Source organism: Serratia sp. HNCC26DJ244, from assembly GCF_057180565.1.
The window spans coordinates 23112-39694 of record NZ_JBXUGO010000017.1 but is presented as its reverse complement, the minus strand read 5'-3'; the positions used below and the strand labels follow the sequence as shown (position 1 = coordinate 39694).

The 16583-nt window shown below is 49.6% G+C and carries 16 protein-coding genes; 5 read left to right on the top strand and 11 right to left on the bottom strand.

Features of this window, described 5'->3' with window-relative positions:
• Nucleotides 1–27: 27 nt before the first annotated feature.
• Nucleotides 28–279, bottom strand: a complete 252-nt coding sequence (tusA, locus tag AC2A06_RS13735) for a sulfurtransferase TusA (protein ID WP_023489555.1) — start codon at nt 277–279, stop codon at nt 28–30.
• A 205-nt stretch (nt 280–484) separates the two neighbouring features.
• Between tusA and AC2A06_RS13730 the strand changes: the two genes are divergently transcribed.
• Both AC2A06_RS13730 and AC2A06_RS13725 read left to right on the top strand, forming a co-directional pair.
• On the top strand, nt 485–1156 hold the full coding sequence (locus AC2A06_RS13730; protein ID WP_023489556.1) for a 7-cyano-7-deazaguanine/7-aminomethyl-7-deazaguanine transporter: 672 nt from the start codon (nt 485–487) through the stop codon (nt 1154–1156).
• A gap of 98 nt (nt 1157–1254) precedes the next feature.
• Complete coding sequence (locus tag AC2A06_RS13725; RefSeq protein WP_484380654.1) at nt 1255–1818, top strand: DcrB family lipoprotein; 564 nt, start codon at nt 1255–1257, stop codon at nt 1816–1818.
• Between the two features lie 80 nt (nt 1819–1898).
• Here the strand turns inward: AC2A06_RS13725 and glpC are convergent, their stop codons facing one another.
• The 3 genes from glpC to glpA are packed head-to-tail and all read right to left on the bottom strand — an operon-like array spanning nt 1899 to nt 6005.
• Nucleotides 1899–3098 (bottom strand): anaerobic glycerol-3-phosphate dehydrogenase subunit GlpC, encoded by a 1200-nt coding sequence (gene glpC / locus AC2A06_RS13720; RefSeq protein ID WP_473196264.1) that lies wholly within the window; start codon nt 3096–3098, stop codon nt 1899–1901.
• On the bottom strand, nt 3095–4366 hold the full coding sequence (gene glpB / locus AC2A06_RS13715; RefSeq protein WP_484380694.1) for a glycerol-3-phosphate dehydrogenase subunit GlpB: 1272 nt from the start codon (nt 4364–4366) through the stop codon (nt 3095–3097). Before glpB ends, glpC begins: the two co-directional genes overlap by 4 nt.
• The gene (gene glpA, locus AC2A06_RS13710; protein WP_484380653.1) at nt 4356–6005 is read right to left on the bottom strand and encodes an anaerobic glycerol-3-phosphate dehydrogenase subunit A; all 1650 of its coding nucleotides are present in this window, start codon (nt 6003–6005) and stop codon (nt 4356–4358) included. Before glpA ends, glpB begins: the two co-directional genes overlap by 11 nt.
• 333 nt (nt 6006–6338) lie before the next feature.
• On the opposite strand from glpA, the gene glpT reads away from it, so the two are divergent.
• A complete protein-coding gene (gene glpT / locus AC2A06_RS13705; RefSeq protein ID WP_023489561.1) occupies nt 6339–7691 on the top strand; it encodes a glycerol-3-phosphate transporter in 1353 nt (450 codons plus the stop codon).
• Nucleotides 7692–7770: 79 nt separating this feature from the next.
• Complete coding sequence (gene glpQ / locus AC2A06_RS13700) at nt 7771–8862, top strand: glycerophosphodiester phosphodiesterase (protein WP_473196266.1); 1092 nt, start codon at nt 7771–7773, stop codon at nt 8860–8862.
• Between the two features lie 66 nt (nt 8863–8928).
• Here glpQ and AC2A06_RS13695 read toward each other — a convergent pair whose 3' ends face one another.
• From AC2A06_RS13695 to AC2A06_RS13685, 3 genes are all read right to left on the bottom strand, one after another.
• Nucleotides 8929–9993, bottom strand: coding sequence for an LLM class flavin-dependent oxidoreductase (locus tag AC2A06_RS13695; RefSeq protein ID WP_484380652.1), 1065 nt, complete (start codon nt 9991–9993; stop codon nt 8929–8931).
• A gap of 68 nt (nt 9994–10061) precedes the next feature.
• On the bottom strand, nt 10062–10658 hold the full coding sequence (locus tag AC2A06_RS13690) for an ester cyclase (protein ID WP_473196268.1): 597 nt from the start codon (nt 10656–10658) through the stop codon (nt 10062–10064).
• 117 nt (nt 10659–10775) lie between these two features.
• The gene (locus tag AC2A06_RS13685) at nt 10776–10985 is read right to left on the bottom strand and encodes a DUF1471 domain-containing protein (protein ID WP_037385054.1); all 210 of its coding nucleotides are present in this window, start codon (nt 10983–10985) and stop codon (nt 10776–10778) included.
• A 299-nt stretch (nt 10986–11284) separates the two neighbouring features.
• On the opposite strand from AC2A06_RS13685, the gene AC2A06_RS13680 reads away from it, so the two are divergent.
• Nucleotides 11285–11995: a hypothetical protein gene (locus AC2A06_RS13680; RefSeq protein WP_484380651.1), complete on the top strand. Its 711-nt coding sequence runs from the start codon at nt 11285–11287 to the stop codon at nt 11993–11995.
• Between the two features lie 85 nt (nt 11996–12080).
• Here the strand turns inward: AC2A06_RS13680 and AC2A06_RS13675 are convergent, their stop codons facing one another.
• The 4 genes from AC2A06_RS13675 to AC2A06_RS13660 all read right to left on the bottom strand — a co-directional run bounded on the left by AC2A06_RS13675 (nt 12081) and on the right by AC2A06_RS13660 (nt 16582).
• Nucleotides 12081–12983, bottom strand: a complete 903-nt coding sequence (locus tag AC2A06_RS13675) for a LysR substrate-binding domain-containing protein (protein WP_023489856.1) — start codon at nt 12981–12983, stop codon at nt 12081–12083.
• Nucleotides 12984–13071: 88 nt separating this feature from the next.
• Complete coding sequence (locus AC2A06_RS13670; protein WP_484380650.1) at nt 13072–14658, bottom strand: regulator; 1587 nt, start codon at nt 14656–14658, stop codon at nt 13072–13074.
• Between the two features lie 190 nt (nt 14659–14848).
• Nucleotides 14849–16072 carry a cytosine permease gene (locus AC2A06_RS13665; protein ID WP_484380649.1) on the bottom strand — a complete coding sequence of 408 codons (1224 nt, stop codon included), beginning with the start codon at nt 16070–16072 and terminating at the stop codon, nt 14849–14851.
• Nucleotides 16073–16189: 117 nt separating this feature from the next.
• Nucleotides 16190–16582, bottom strand: a complete 393-nt coding sequence (locus AC2A06_RS13660) for an allophanate hydrolase-related protein (RefSeq protein ID WP_116728792.1) — start codon at nt 16580–16582, stop codon at nt 16190–16192.
• Nucleotide 16583 lies beyond the last annotated feature (1 nt).

Here is a 16583-nt window from a genome sequence, read left to right as displayed (position 1 = left end):
TTGCTGAGGCCAGTGTATAAATATCTGTTACTCCGCCAACCCCTTGCGCAACAGATAGCGATACGGCGCCTTATCTGTTTCCTGAGCCAGCAAAGTGTGTTCCATAAAGCGGCAAAAACCCGGTATGTCGCGGGTAGTGGCAGGATCATCGGCAATGATCAGCAAGGTTTTGCCGTTATCCATATAGCGTACCGTTTTACGCACCATCATTACCGGTTCCGGGCAGCGTAATCCCAAGGCATCTAGCGTCTGGTCTGCCTGGGCAAAAATGTCAGTCATATTCTTCTCTCGATCAAAAAACATCCAAGTATACTTACTGGATCTTAACAGCGCTTAGTTTACGCCAGTCGTTTTTTTGCGCAAGATACGTTAACGTTTGCGTTAAATTTAACCATTGCATTCGTTGCGCAAACACGTATCATGCCGCCGCACAGCTAAAAAATGACATGGGTTCCCTCACCCCATCATCCAAAAAGGTCACATTATGTATTCATTTACCCCCCAGCAACGCTTAACCGCACTGGTTTGGCTTTCGCTCTTTCATATTACCATCATTGCCTCCAGCAACTATCTGGTGCAATTGCCGATCAACATTTTCGGCTTTCACACCACTTGGGGAGCGTTCACCTTCCCATTTATCTTCCTGGCTACTGATTTAACGGTACGGATCTTCGGCGCACCATTGGCACGCAAGATCATTCTTTCCGTGATGATCCCGGCGCTGCTGATCTCCTATATTATTTCTACGGTGACCTTCCAGGGAGAATGGCAAGGGTTTGCGGCTTTAACCCAATTTAACCTGCTTGTAGCACGGATTGCCGTTGCCAGCTTTATGGCCTATGTGTTGGGCCAAATCCTCGATGTCCATGTCTTCAACCGCTTGCGTCAACGCCGCACCTGGTGGGTCGCCCCAGCCGCTGCCATGTTGCTGGGTAATATCAGTGATACCATGGCCTTCTTTTTTATTGCTTTCTACAAAAGCAGTGACCCTTTTATGGCCGCTAACTGGGTGGAGATCGCACTGGTAGATTACAGCTTTAAGGTCATGATCTGCATGTTGTTCTTCCTGCCGATGTATGGTGTACTGCTGAACATGTTGCTCAAGCGCCTGTCTTCACACCAACAGCAGAGCCGGTTGCCGTTAAGCCAGTGGTAATGCTGGCGTCGTCTCTTATCCTGTGGGATATCTGACACCCAGGTGACTGAGTGCCATACTCCATTTATCTGTTATCTGTAAAAGAATAAGGACGCCCAATGCGTAAAGTAGTGAGATTGATGGCTATCAGCCTGTTGGCACTTGGCCTCGCTGCCTGTGATGGTGCTAACAAAGACAACAAACAACCCGTCAACGGCACGCCGGCAAGTACCCCAGCAAACCAGACGCTGAGCTTATTGGATGGCAAGTTGACCTTCTCACTGCCCAATGGCATGGCAGATCAAAGCAGCAAGCTCAATAGCCAGATCAATAATCGCTATGTCTATGCCGACAGCAGCGGTCAACGTGTTGTGATCGTGTTGCTAGGGGACAAAACGTCAGAGAGTCTGGAAGTACTGGTTCAACGCCTGGAGCACCAACTACGCACCCGTGATGCCAACCTGGAGGTGCTCAGCAATAAAACCATTGACGCCAATGGCACCCCCATGCGCCAGCTAAACACCATCATCACTGGTAATGGTCAAAAATCCTACACATCCACCCTGCTGGCGCTGGTGGATGATAATCTGCTGACTATTCAGATCATACTACCGGCGGATAACCCACAGCAGGCGCAAGACGAAGCACAGCTTATTATCAACACGCTGAAATTCAGCAAGTAACACCCGGTTCAATCCCCGAAGCATCAGTGCCGACGGGGATGGTATTACGGGTATCGTATTAAGGGTGCAGCTTCTGCACCCTATGCTAAAGCCTGTGCCAACAAGGTAATAGGGTGTTCACAACGCTTGCTGGTGGACATTTCTATCTGCCATTTGCAGGTTTCGCAATCCGTGATCACCATATCCACCCCACTCGCTTCAATCTGCCGAAACAACGAGGCACCAATACCTTGCGCCGTTTGATAGTTCTCCGACTTGAAACCGTAGGTTCCGGCAATGCCACAACATTGTGAATCCAGCACGACCAATTCCAAACCTGGGATCTGCCGCAACAGTTCTAGCGTATAAGCCGTCCAGCCCATTTTTTCCATATGACATGGCGTGTGGTAAGCCACTCGTAACGGCATTGGGTTGAGTGGCAATGTGCGACCTTGCTGAAGCAAACGGTAGAGGTATCGAGTTGCCAATTCCACTCGCTCACGCACTGCCGAGGTGTCGACATCCAGTAAATGCGGGTACTCATCACGTAGGGTAAACGTACAGCTAGAGGAGGTGGCAACCACTGGAATACCTTGCATCACCACCGCTTTATGCAGTGATTCGGCATTCACTTTGGCCTGCTTTTTCGCTTGTGCCATAAAGCCATTGGCGATAAGTGGTACGCCACAGCACTTTTCACGCTCCAGTAGCTGCACACCAATATCGATGGCGTTAAACACCTTGATCAGATCTTTACCCAACTGGGGATGGTTATAATTGACAAAACAGCCGTGGAAAAAAGCCACTTGTTCCGTATAACGCTGCTGCTGTTGCGCCTGCTGGCGGTACCAACGGCGGAAAGTACCAAACGAATATTTTGGCAGCTCACGCCGATGGTCAATCTTCAGCGCTTTATCCAACAGTTTGCGTACCGGTTTCAGGCCAGTGGTGGCGTTAACAATCGGCGCAAACGGGGTTGATAACGAGCCCATAATGTCCGTATGGCTGAGAATGGCATCACGCAGTGTCGGTTTACTCTGGCTGAAATTGGCGCGAGCACGTTGGATAATGTCACCGATTTTCACATCGGAAGGGCAGGCCACTTCGCATCGCTTGCAGTTGGTGCAATATTTGAGCGCCTCATCGTAAAGCGCTGGGTCTTTCAACCGTAAACGCTCACCGTCTGGCCCAGCCTGTTTCGGCCCTGGATAGAGAGGATTAACCTTGGCTACCGGGCAGTAGGTGGTACAAACCGTACATTTGATGCAGCTCTCAAAACTCATGTCTTTTGACTGGCTCATTTTACGTTGTGCCCCTCTATAATCTGCTGCGCCACATGCAGGGCACCAATCAACGAGACCCCGGCACCACAACCTTGCTGTAACGGATCATAACCACCGGCCACGGCACCAATGGCATACAGATTAGTGATCGCCTCCCCCTGCTTAAGGGCTCGCAAATTAGCATCGGTTTTTACCCCAAACTGCAGGTAAGGCTGCGCCGCGAAAAAATCCGGGTGACTCCAGTCGGCCCGCTCGGCTTTGCTGAAGACATCCAGCCCGAACACCGGCTCACGGATACCGGCTAAATCAGCGACCAAACCGTTGCTGAAGAAGCTGCCGCTCGCCAATACCACCTGCTGCGCGCGCAACGGAATATCCGTGTGATTGCGGGTATACAATCCGCTAATGCGCTGCTGGTCAATACTGGCCCGCAACACGGTATCTCCCGGCATAAAGACACCACCCAGTTGTTGCAAGCGCTGGCGCAATGCCTGGTACAAACGCATCCCCAACACCGAAGGCGGTAAGGTTGGCAGAAGGAAAACCGGCCTGCCCACTGCTTGGCGTAATGCGAGTAACGGCTGGTCACTCTCCAGCCCCAAGCAGGCTGGCAAGAAAATAGCCTCAGCTTCACCCGCCTGGCGCTTCACCTCTTCCGCCAAGGCCGCCAAATGCTCTGGCAGATCCAGTACACGGGCAATGTTCGCCGCGCGAAATTCACTCGGGTTATTACGCAAACGATCTAAAAGAGGTAAATGCAAAAATGCCGCTTCAGCGATCACCTTTTGTTCTTCAATCAGCGAACTGGCGGCCATCTGCGGTTGGAAATCGAGAAAGCCCTCAATACCCAGCACTGCAATATGCTGCCAAGGCAAATTTCCCCCCCACGCAGATACCGGGATCGCCTGCGGACTCAACCAAGTCGCCCGGCGCGTGCCCAGTGGCGTAACACGCAAATGGTTCCACTCACAGCTCCCTTGCATGGCAACCCCACAACGTTGCAGCAACTCCTCCGCCTCCCGCGCCAAGGTCGCAACCTGAGTAGCCCCTAGCAGACTGTAAGGATGCTGCGGTGCCTGTTGCTGCAGTGCAGGCAATGCGGCGAGAGGGGAAGTGACTGCCGTACCATCAGGCAATTGCGCCAAGAGATCGAGAGAGCCGGAAGAGAAGTAGAGCGCACTCTGGCCACTACTGACCACGGCACAACGCTTGCCAGATTCCGCCAAGCGAATCGCACAGCTCAACCCGGCTAATCCTCCGCCAATCACCACCACATCAAATTGCATCATCCGCCTCCTGTTGGCACTCGCCAGGCGCATCCAAACCACATAAACCTTGATAAACCCAACTGGTGAATTCACTTTCCCGCAGGGCATCGCCCCAGGCAATCGGGCGTACACCTTTCCAGCGCTCATTGAGGAAATGGGAAAGTTGTTCAATAGATTGTTGCGGGGTTGTCATCTTAAAACGCGTCAGTAAACCCGCAGCACGACAGGCACACAGTTCCCCTTGGCAGGTGCCCATGCCGACACGGGTACGCCGGCGTAAATCGACCAGGTTATTCACCGTCAGCGAGTTCACTGCATAGCGAACTTCCCCGGCGGTGACCGCTTCACACTCACACACCAGGCTGTTATCCAGCCGATTGCCGGACGGCACCAAGCTGGCGAGATCACCATGACGATAGACCGCCGAACCGCGGATGCTGGCCGGAAGAGAAACCACACTACGCACTGTCTCTTCTGCCGACTGACGAGAACCCGGTAACGCCTCTGTGGCGGTAGTACAAGGCGTATCGACCCCCAGTTTGGCGCACACCTTATCCGTTACCCACTGCGCCATCAGTCGGTAAGTCATCAGTTTACCGCCAGTAATGGTGATAAACCCCTCCAACCCATCGCGCACTGCGTGGTCGAGCAGCACAATGCCTCGGCTGACGCTGCGCCCAGAAGGATCATCATCACAAGCAACCAATGGCCGCACGCCAGCGTAAGCACGCAGAATACGGGTTTGTGCCAATTCAGGTGCCAATAGCGAACCTTCACGGAGCAACAGGTCCACTTCCTGCGGCGTGACCACCATATTGTCAATCTGGTCATAATCAATATGCGTCGAGGTGGTACCAATCAGCGAGATGGTATCCCCTGGCACCAGAATGTCGGCATCGGCGGGTTTTCGGCAGCGGTTAATCACCATGTTGTTAATGCGATGCCCCAAGATCAGCAATGCCCCCTTGGCAGGGAACATACGGACACGCAGGTCGGCATACTCGGCGATTTGCTGCCCCCAGATGCCGGCAGCATTCACCACCACCGGCGCATGGATATCATAATGGCGCGCTAATTGATGGTCGAAAACGCGCACGCCGGTCACACGATCAGCTTCACGCAACAACCCCGTCACTTGGTGATAAGTCAGGATCTGTGCGCCATGCTCACGGGCATCGAGCATATTGGCGGCCGTCAAACGGAAAGGATCTACCGTACCATCCGGCACGCGTACCGCGCCAATCAAGTCAGGATTTGCCGCGGGTTCGAGGTGGCGGGCCAATTGGGGATCAATCGCTTCAGCCTCAATCCCGGCCTGGTGGCAAGCCGAGATAAATTGCTGCTGATACGCCAGTGAATCCTGTGGCAAGGTAATAAACAGGCCATTAGTCGGTTCAATACAGTGATGGGCAATACGCTTAAGGATGCGATTCTCTTCAATGCATTCACGGGCCGATTCACTGTCGGTCACAGCATAACGAGCCCCACTGTGTAACAACCCATGGTTACGCCCTGTCGCCCCGGTAGCGATGTCATGCCGTTCCAATAAAATACAGCGCAATCCCCGCCGCGCGCAGTCACGAGCAATCCCCGCGCCGGTAGCCCCGCCGCCAATGATGATCACTTCCGTTTCAGTCACTGGTGAGTTGTTACTCATCACGCCCCCTAATTCTATGGTAATAGGGTTATTTAGGCATAACTCCAGGAACAATTGTTTGATAAGGAGCAATAACGAGCAATAAACGAAAACAAAAAGCCACAATAGTGATTCAAATCACGCTAATCGCCCCTTAGCCACACTCAAAACGCTAATAAATCACTCAAAAAAACATTAACCGTTATAAATATGTAACAAATGCGCGCCACATCACAGAGAAAAATGCCAGTTTTCACTAGGATGATGCTCGTTATAGAACACCATCCGCTCAATCATCTCCAGGAGATCCTTTTCCTGCTGATGTAATAACTGATAAAGCCATCGGAGGCGCTCATGCTGAGTATATTTAAACCAGCCGCACACATTTCCCGTGTGCCACTCGATAAGGTAGATCCGCTCTACCGTAAGCTGCGCTGGCAAATTTTTATGGGGATTTTCTTTGGTTACGCCGCCTACTATCTGGTGCGTAAAAACTTCACCCTGGCGATGCCGTATCTGGTCGAGCAAGGGTTCAGTCGTGGTGATCTCGGCTTTGCACTGTCAGGTATTTCAATCGCCTATGGTTTCTCCAAATTTATTATGGGCTCGGTATCTGACCGTTCAAACCCTCGGGTTTTCCTGCCTGCCGGGTTGATCCTCTCCGCCGCTGTGATGTTATTCATGGGCTTTGTGCCTTGGGCTACCTCCAGCATTGCTATCATGTTCGTGCTGCTGTTTCTGTGTGGTTGGTTCCAAGGTATGGGCTGGCCGCCTTGTGGTCGTACCATGGTGCACTGGTGGTCACAGAAAGAGCGTGGCGGTATCGTTTCGATATGGAACTGTGCCCATAACGTGGGCGGGGGCTTGCCACCATTGCTGTTCCTGCTCGGTATGGCCTGGTTCAATGACTGGCGTGCCGCACTGTATATGCCCGCGTTTGCCGCGATCCTGGTCGCACTGGTCGCCTTTGCCTTAATGCGTGATACGCCACAATCTTGTGGTTTGCCACCCATTGAAGAGTACAAAAACGACTATCCAACCGACTACAGCGATAAAGCGGAAGAAGAACTCACTGCCAAGCAAATCTTCATGCAGTATGTCTTGCCTAACAAGTTGTTGTGGTACATCGCCTTCGCCAACGTGTTTGTCTATTTGCTGCGTTATGGCATTCTTGACTGGTCGCCAACCTACCTGAAAGAAGTGAAACACTTCACACTGGATAAATCATCCTGGGCCTACTTCCTCTACGAATACGCCGGTATTCCAGGCACCCTGCTGTGTGGCTGGATGTCGGACAAGGTGTTTAAAGGTAACCGTGGTGCCACCGGGGTGTTCTTTATGATCCTGGTCACTATTGCCACCGTTATTTACTGGTTGAACCCGGTGGGCAACCCGGGCATCGATATGGCTTGTATGATCGCCATCGGCTTCCTGATCTACGGCCCAGTGATGTTGATCGGCCTGCACGCCCTAGAGCTAGCACCGAAAAAAGCCGCAGGTACTGCGGCGGGCTTCACCGGTCTGTTCGGTTACCTGGGGGGGTCAGTGATAGCCAGTGCAGTTGTGGGCTACACCGTGGACGCCTTCGGCTGGAATGGCGGTTTTATGGTGTTGATCGGTGGTAGTGTGGGGGCGGTATTGCTGTTACTGCTGACCATGTTCAGTGAGAACAAACACAAGGCAGAACTGGCCGCCAAACGCCATTAACAACATATTTGCATGATTTAAAGGCCGCTTCGCGGCCTTTTTCCTTCCTCTGACAGCAATCAATAAGGAGTACAATGAAATGCGGACTCAAGTTAAAGCTCTGCTAACAGGGATGCTGCTTGTCACCTCAATGGCTACTGCGGTCCAAGCCGCAGAGAAAGTGGTCATTGCTCACCGAGGTGCCAGCGGTTATCTACCGGAACATACGCTACCGGCAAAATCGATGGCTTATGCCATGGGAGCGGATTATCTGGAACAAGATGTGGTAATGACCAAGGATGATAAGCTAATTGTCCTGCACGACCACTACCTGGATCGGGTCACCGATGTCGCGAAAAAATTCCCTGACCGTCACCGTAAAGATGGGCGTTATTATGCCCTCGACTTTACGCTAGCAGAGATTCAGAGCCTGAAGTTTACCGAAGAATTTTTGGTCAAAGATGGCGTTCAGCAGCAGAAGTTCCCTAATCGATTCCCGATGTGGAAATCCGACTTCCGCATCCATACGCTGCAAGATGAAATTGAGATGATTCAAGGTATGAATCACTCTACCGGCAAAAATGTGGGCATCTATATAGAAACCAAAGCGCCTTGGTTCCACAAAACTGAAGGGAAGGATATCTCCAAAGCGGTGCTGGAAGTGCTGAAATCCTACGGTTATACCAAGAAAAGCGATAAGGTCTACTTGCAGAGCTTTGATGCCCCAGACTTGCAACGGGTGAAAAAAGAGCTCCTACCTGCCATGAACATGGACATCAAACTGGTTCAGTTGATCACCAATACTGATGATCAGAAGGTGATCGAAACCATGGAGATCCACCCAGATGGTAGCCTGACCCCCTACAGCTATGACTGGATGCTGAAACCAGGCGGTGCCGCCAAACTGGCTAAATATGCCGATGGTATTGGGCCATGGTATCCAATGATTGTGAAGAGCACTTCAACGCCAGGCCACATTGAGCTGACCACCTTGGCGAAAGAGGCTAAACAGCAAGGCTTGCAGGTCCACCCTTACACCTTCCGTTCTGATCCAGGGCAGGTTCCTCCTTATGCCAAGGATTTCAACGATATGTTGAAAATTTTCTATATCGATGCGGGGGTTGATGGTGTATTTACCGACTTCCCGGATAAAGCCGTGAAGTTCCTGCAACAACACCAGTTACACCAGTAAACCCAACCAAGCCCCATCCACTCGGGTGGGGCTTCCAGAAAATACTCCCCATAACGTCACTTCAGCTTATGCCGATTCACGGGCTATAAATGCTCGAAATTGGGGAGCAATGACAGTAGCTAGCACGTCGATATTATTTTTTACCAGAGCGAACGGCAGCGCTCCCGTATCAACGTGAGCCAAGAACTGTTGCTGCCGGTAGAGCTGATACTGATATTTCATCTTGGCGAGAATAGTGTCGGCCGAACCAATCATCATGGCATTATCAATGGCCAGCGAATGGCGCAGAAAATCAATAGATGTCGAATCAGCACGTAATTCTTTCATCATTCCGTTGAAATAAGGGTAGAACTCCTCAACCGCCTGTTCATCACTCTGCGCAGTATGGAACCAACTCGTGGTGGTGATGGGCATCACCTGCATCGGATGGCCGGCTACCACTGCTGCTTGCCGATAAGCATCGATCGCCATTTTAAAGTTGTGAGCACTCCCTGCCAACGTCGTTATCATCATCGGCAATCCCTTATTTGCTGCACTCACCGCGCTGTCACTATGGCCACCCACCGCGTGCCATATTTTCAATTTCCCATTCATTGGCTGCGGGTAGATCTGCGCATTCACCAACGGTGGCCGAAATTTCCCCTGCCAGTTGATGGGCTGTTGCTGTTCACTTGCTTGATTAATTGCTATCAGCAATTCGAGTTTTTCATCAAACAGAGCCTCATAATCGGCGGGGGAATATCCCAGTAAGCCAAAACCGCCTATGCGTGAGCCCCTTCCCACTACGATCTCCGATCGTCCATTTGAAATCAGATCGAGCGTGGCAAAATCTTCAAACACGCGTACCGGATCGAGGGTACTGATCACGCTGACTGAACTCATCAGGGTGATGTTTTTCGTCGCCTGTGCGGCTGCGCCCAATATCACGGTATGTGCCGCACTAACAAAACCCTTCTCATGACTTTCACCAAGAGCGTAAATATCAAGACCGACCGCTTCAGCCTGTATGGCCATTTCGATTAAATTCCTAACCCGTTCCTGCTCAGTGGATTTTTTACCGGTTATCGGATCAGTCAGATGGGCCCCTATCGATGAGATGCCTATTTTGAAAGGTGATTTGTTGCTATGCATGATTAATTAACTCTTGTTCTTCTTGTACCCAATAAGTCAGGGGACTGGTTAGTCCCCATTATCATTAGTTATTTGAGCAAACCTAACTGCTTCATAAAGGTGTAGTCATCGTAAAATAACCACTCTTCATCCATTGTTCCTTTATCATTCCAACGACCGATAGTGGCCATTTCTATTTCAAAGCGTTTGCCGGTTGGCTGAATCACCGTACCATCCGATAAAACCATCGGCTTGGTGAACGTACCGCGCCATACACCAGTGACTGCAGTATAATTACCCTGACCAATGCGTACATGATGGATAGGGTTTTCAGTATCCGGTGCAAACGCAAAGATTTTCTTTGAACGCTCAAGATGGTCTTTTAAGCCATAAGTCACCGTACCATCGGGATAGTGCACAATAATATCTTCCGCGTGACTTCTATTCATCTCATCCCATTTTTGGTGACTATAGACATTAAAATCCAAGTCATCAAAATTCCTGAGATTTTTTTCTACGTTTTCTCGTTCCGTTTTAAATTCTTTCAATGTCTTGTTGATACGCTCTGGTGCTTTAGCATCAGATGTCGCAGAGAAATCATCAGGTTTATTTTCGGCTGAGAATACTGAGAAACTCATAAGCAGTGCGATAGCAATACCTGACTTTGATTTTATCTTATAACTCATAAAATATAACCTTATTATTTCTATAGATATAATCCATACCCTTTTAATTTCAAGTCGAATATATATTCTTCCTGCGACTAAAATTATTTAGGGTATGGCGAGAATGGCGGATATAAATCAGTTAACCAGTTTGGCCATCATATAAACACCGTTTTTATCGTGCGAAGCGATAATCTTATAATCTGCATTGGCTTTTTTTGCCTGAGCAGCTATCTGCGCCTCAGCACTGTCAATAGTAGAGGCTCTTGCAGTGACATTTTGAGCCAGGCTACTGAAAGAAACGAGAGAGGCAGCGGTAAAAAGAACAAAAAATTTAACCTTATTCATGGGAGCTCCTTTATAGTAAATATATTATTTATCAAAACAATTACTGCACGAAACAAGGATATCCCAGTTAACCATTCTTAAACATGTTAAATAATTGCCATAGTCTTTCAATAAAATTGATGATGCCGTAATGATATGATTGAACATACATTTATCCCCACGGGCAGCAATAACATTCGGCATTTGGGTGATATATTGCCAAAATGTGGACTTATTCCCTGCAACGACCCATCATTAAGCCAACCCAATACACAGGTTGAACATGTACTCATCAATGATGATTAACAAGAGGATGGTTCGTGGAGCGTTCAGTATTATTGCATCATCTCAAAACATCATGCTATGCCTTCTCCGCCGTCGTGTTAACGGGTTGGGTTACCGACTCGTTGAACGAGGAGTTGATTTTTAAAACGTTTTTACGCCTGTTGCATCCGGAAGAGGTTGAACGTTATTCACATCCATTTACCGATCTGGTCAGCTTTTCCCTCTGGGCTATTCCGTTGGTGTTTACCACGCTGTTGCTGTTATTTGCCTCAGTGATGACATTACATCATGTTAAAAAACCACGCCTTTACCAAATAACGCACAAAAAACCACTCTTGCATGCTCCCCATGTTGCGGGTACCCCGACGCCAGAGCAATTAACCGCTTTCTTGCACACTTACGCCACTGCGGGGAAAATCTCACTACTGGTCCCCCACGCCTTACAGCAAGAATATCAAGTGCGACTGGCAAGCATTGAAGAAGCGAACAATATTGATATTCACCTACTAAAAGAAGATGACGACCTGCAAAAAATAGCCATGGAACTTGAGCAGTGGATAAAAAAAGAGGCAAAAAATAGGTTAAATGAACATTTGGGGCCGGTGTTTTTTGATATTACTTACTCATCACCGGTACGCAGCAGCGCCGCTTTATTTTGCAGTCTGGAGCAGGATATAGAGCTGATTCAAGCGACGCCTGATGGAAAACTCACTTCTTATGACCTAGTCTGCAAGATCCAGGAATAACCTCGGTCTGCCCAGTGAGGCTATCTCAACACCGACATAATAAGTGCAGGCTATATCTTGGTGCTAGTGCTGGCTGAAGGGGAGTTTAACCATGTAACTTGGCACGAAACGAAGGTGCCAATAGATAGTCCATGCACCAGCGGCTTACTTTACCCATCCCATCGGAACGGGCCGCAAAGAAGATCTGCGTAGCATGTTTATGTTCCTGCATCGGCTTTTTAACCAATAAACCCGCATTCAACAGTGGCAGAACCAGATGGTGCGGCACATAACCAATCGCCACGTTGCGCTGAATCAACTCAATGCCCGTCGCAAAGTCGGGGACGAACATCGGCTTTTGCCCTTCTAGCAGCCAAGCCTGCTGCGGCACAAAATTGACTGCGGTATCGCGAATACAAACGGCGGGATACTGGCGCAACTCGGTATTCTGCAGCGGTTGAACCTGTATGGCTAACGGATGCTGTGGCCCAACGACAAAATCCCACTCCAGGTGACCAATAGATTCACTGACGATCCCTTCGGTGCTCGGTACCGCATGAGGGGCACCAATCACCAGGTTAGCCCTTTTACCATATAAGGCATCCCAACAGCCGTTATAGACTTCGGTATCGATAGTCAGACGGGTAGACGGAAATACGCGCTCAAAATCACAGACAAACTCGACGATAGCGGAACGAGGAATAATGTTGTTCACCGCAATCGTCAGTTCTTGTTCCACACCACTGTGGATCAGTGCGGTATTGCGGCGTAAAGCATCCAGGTCATTAAGAATGGTCTTACTGTGTTCGACAAAGTACTCCCCCGCCGGAGTGAGTTCGATATAGCGGCCTTTACGCAGCAGGAGTTCAACACCAAAGCTCTCCTCTAGTTTTTTAACCGTGTAGCTAATCGCAGAAGGGACTTTATTCAGATGTTCGGCAGCGGTTGTGATGCTCTGGTATTTCGCAACCAGATGTATAACCCGCAATGTCTCATCGGAAATAAACATAATGACTCCCTGAAGTGGCCTGGAGAGGAGAGACTGCCAACCCAAGGTTGGGCAGTCTGCTCATTATGCTGGATTATACCACGCTCACCTAGCCGCTGATGGACTCTTCTTGGTTACTGACGGGCTCCCAGGATATTTTTTCACCCTTTCTGATCTGCTGCCAAGTTAACAGACAGAACATCAGCCCAACAATAAAGTAAGCCAGGCTCACTGCCGGGGTGGCATTAAACGCCAGTTTGTGCCCGTGAATAAAGCCGAAAAACGACAGCATTGAGGCGATAAAAGCAAAAACTGCCGCCCAGTTAAAGCGACGGTCAATAACAAACACTGCTATAGCAGCCAACATCAACCCCGCCAACACCGCACCACTGCCCAAGGTCGCCATACCATTAAGCAAAACACCACTGCCGCGTAACTGTTCAGTAAACTGCAGCGTTTTGTCCACACCAGTGGCATTAATTACACTGTTCATCTGGCTATTCGCCCACTCAGCAATATTCGGAATAAACGCTAAAATAATTGCTGGAGCATGGCGTTTCGGTGTCTCTTGGAAAGCCTGGGCACCGATAATCAAGCCGATAAACAATAAAATGGGAATAATCGCCACAAGAGGAATAATGGATAAAAAAACCGCCGTCAAACCGAGGAAGCAGACCAGCGAGATACCAATACCAGTAGCTAACGAATAGCCTACGCATCCCCCGACTGCTTTCCAACCAGGATGGCCGACATAAACCGCCGGCGGGAACGGGGAACCTAAAAATGCACCTGCAATGGCGCCCATACCATCGGCAATTAATACCGCACGTAGATTATAATTGTCCCCTGCTGCAGAGGCAGACTCAACGTTATTAATTACCTCAGTAAAGTTATAAATGCCCAAGGGGACAGCGGTAACCAGCAGTGGCCAGACTTGCGCCATGGGAAGTGACAGCACATCAGCAGTGAGTATGGGGAAATAGACACCAAAGTGGTTAAATGACCCACCCACCTTGGACAGATCCATCATATTACTGAAACCAAAAAAGGTCGCTCCCCACGCCAAAGCGGAACCAATAATAATCACCGCCAGACCACCGGGGATGCCGAAAGGCAGACGGACACGCCCCATCCAGGAGATCAGAATAATCATAAAACAGATTAATCCAATCCAAGGGGTTTCATACATCAAAAAACCCGGACGCATGGCGATAAACGTAATGGAAACCCCCGCCAACGCACCTAACATGGCGGCTCTTGGGGTATATTTACGAATTGTCGGGCCAATAAAAGCACCCAGTAGCACAATACACCCCACCAACAGTGCCCATACCATCCCCAGGATCCAGCTTAATATGGGATTACCGGTGCTAATGTAGGTCGGCAACATCACCATAAAAACCACAATAAACATTTGCGGTACGCTAGGCCCATAAGGCAGCGCGGTTACGGTATTTCTCTTTTCAACTTTGGCTTTCTGGTAGGCAATATAGGTATAAAAAAGGTTACCTATCAGTAGAGCAATCCCTAACGCAGGTAAAATACGGCTGTAAACATTAACCTCGGGTATTTTAACGACATAGAGGCATAACCCGGTTAACACCAAGGTATTGACTAATATATTGGTAAACAGACCAAAAAATGCATTTAAATCACCAACACTCCACAATTTTGGTTTAAATTTTTCCACCTGCATGCTACCTGTCTCCGACAATAAACACGAAAAATTCTTATTTGATGGGGATTTGTTAGGCAAAGCGTAGACTGACTCACCAGTGCCAACCCTATCTCCCACCGATCGTCTAATTGCAGAGATGTTGACTAGGTGATGAGTCCCTTCCATGGGACTCGACCATTGTCGCCTTGCGGCAACTTGGGTCTTTAGATTACTTTTTCTGGCTCAGTCGACTTAACAGGATATACCCCAAACAAGCCACCAGAATTGAATCCACTGAAGGGATGGTCGTCAAGGTAAACATGTTATTGACGGTCATAAAACCTACAGCAGAACCAGCAGCCCAGGCGACAAATGTCAGCAGTTTAATCTGTGGTTCTGTCGTCAGCACTGTTTCCTGATAGCCATTACGACGATAGAGGAAAAAGTCGGCGATATAGATACCGGCCACAGGCGGGGTGGCAATGCCCAAGAATAACAGGAATGGAATAAACCAGGCCATGATATCCATGCTACCCACAATCGCCGCCAGCACCCCTAACACCAGAGTGATCTGCCATTTAGGGAAACGGGTGAACAAGGTTGATACCACCAGCGTACCTTGGAACATATTCCCCGCGTTACCGGTAATACAGGCAAAGATCAGCAACAGCGCCGCAGGCAATACCGCACCAAATGCCGCCATCGCTGTCAGTAGCGACCCTTTACCACTCAAGGCGCTAGGTGTCGCACCCACCCAATACAGTAGTGGATAGGCCACCAGAAAGGTGATAATTGCCCCAATCAAGGCATGCTTGCGGTTATGCACAAAGCTGCCAAAATCCGGTAGGGTTGCCACCAGCACAATAATCGTCCCCACCACGGTAGAGACCGCCACACCAGTATCCATGCTGGCTAAACGCTCACCCAGTTCAACCTGCCCGTGGGTAGCAACATACAGGATATAGCACAGCACCAGAGCAATAATCGGTACAGCAATTTGCGCCACTTTGCCCAAGACAGCAAAACCAAAGGCGGTAGAAGCGACAAAAATACAGCACCCGACCACCACCAACAGGGGCACTGGCAAGACCATGCCATACTGTGCCAACAAATCATGCACCGAATGGCCGAACATATTGGCGGTGACGGCAATCCAACCAAACAAACTGATGGCCATCAGAATATTGATAGCCACCGCACCACGCTCACCAAAAGAGTATTTCACAATGCCGTAGGTTGGCAGACGCGCCTTTTCACCCACACAAATGGTGATAGCAGAGAGTATCGCCAGGATCAGGCCGCCCAATGCCACCACACTGATCAACTCCGTGCGGGATAACTGATTACCCAGGCTGGAAGAAGAAAGCAGTACCGGAGTGACCGCAATACCCAACAGGATCATCGCAATATGAAATCCCGATGCGGTGTTGAGGTTTTCCTCTGTTTTACGCATATATTACTCCTCGTGAATATACCCGATGAACGCCAAACCGCATGGCTCCCCAGCAACCAGCTGAAGCCAGCCACTGGGGTGAAATGCCACTTGAAACCAGGTATATAAGGCTAAGACTTAGCCAGTAAAGGTTTCACCGGTATACTGACGCCAGCCACCATGTTCGGTAATTTCTTTTTGCCCTTCCAGCAGCCAAGGTTCGGCTAATACCCCGAGCACCACACTGCCATCCTGCAATTTCACTTTACCAATCGACAACCCTTCAGGTTCGCTCAGTAATAGGGTGGCAAATGAAGCCATCGGCAGTTCCCACAGCTCTAGCGGAACAGAAATCCCCCCTTCCATCACCCGGATCATCCCTGGATGACGATCATTAATGCTCCACAAACGGTAATGGGCATCAGTTTGATCTTCACGAACAAAAACACCGCCGGCGGCAATCATATTGCCGTTCAATTCCAAACCACGCATCAAAGTGCCATTTACGGCAACCAAAGTCGTCTGGCTCATC

Bases quoted from the DNA above. Each gene is read 5' to 3' on its own strand.
- AC2A06_RS13695 (WP_484380652.1), bottom strand. From the start codon at position 9,993: ATGCATAGCAACAAATCACCTTTCAAAATAGGCATCTCATCGATAGGG.
- glpQ (WP_473196266.1), top strand. From the start codon at position 7,771: ATGCGGACTCAAGTTAAAGCTCTGCTAACAGGGATGCTGCTTGTCACC.
- AC2A06_RS13675 (WP_023489856.1), bottom strand. From the start codon at position 12,983: ATGTTTATTTCCGATGAGACATTGCGGGTTATACATCTGGTTGCGAAA.
- AC2A06_RS13730 (WP_023489556.1), top strand. From the start codon at position 485: ATGTATTCATTTACCCCCCAGCAACGCTTAACCGCACTGGTTTGGCTT.
- glpA (WP_484380653.1), bottom strand. From the start codon at position 6,005: ATGAGTAACAACTCACCAGTGACTGAAACGGAAGTGATCATCATTGGC.
- AC2A06_RS13670 (WP_484380650.1), bottom strand. From the start codon at position 14,658: ATGCAGGTGGAAAAATTTAAACCAAAATTGTGGAGTGTTGGTGATTTA.
- tusA (WP_023489555.1), bottom strand. From the start codon at position 279: ATGACTGACATTTTTGCCCAGGCAGACCAGACGCTAGATGCCTTGGGA.
- AC2A06_RS13685 (WP_037385054.1), bottom strand. From the start codon at position 10,985: ATGAATAAGGTTAAATTTTTTGTTCTTTTTACCGCTGCCTCTCTCGTT.
- AC2A06_RS13690 (WP_473196268.1), bottom strand. From the start codon at position 10,658: ATGAGTTATAAGATAAAATCAAAGTCAGGTATTGCTATCGCACTGCTT.
- AC2A06_RS13725 (WP_484380654.1), top strand. From the start codon at position 1,255: ATGCGTAAAGTAGTGAGATTGATGGCTATCAGCCTGTTGGCACTTGGC.
- AC2A06_RS13660 (WP_116728792.1), bottom strand. From the start codon at position 16,582: ATGAGCCAGACGACTTTGGTTGCCGTAAATGGCACTTTGATGCGTGGT.
- glpC (WP_473196264.1), bottom strand. From the start codon at position 3,098: ATGAGCCAGTCAAAAGACATGAGTTTTGAGAGCTGCATCAAATGTACG.
- glpB (WP_484380694.1), bottom strand. From the start codon at position 4,366: ATGCAATTTGATGTGGTGGTGATTGGCGGAGGATTAGCCGGGTTGAGC.
- glpT (WP_023489561.1), top strand. From the start codon at position 6,339: ATGCTGAGTATATTTAAACCAGCCGCACACATTTCCCGTGTGCCACTC.
- AC2A06_RS13665 (WP_484380649.1), bottom strand. From the start codon at position 16,072: ATGCGTAAAACAGAGGAAAACCTCAACACCGCATCGGGATTTCATATT.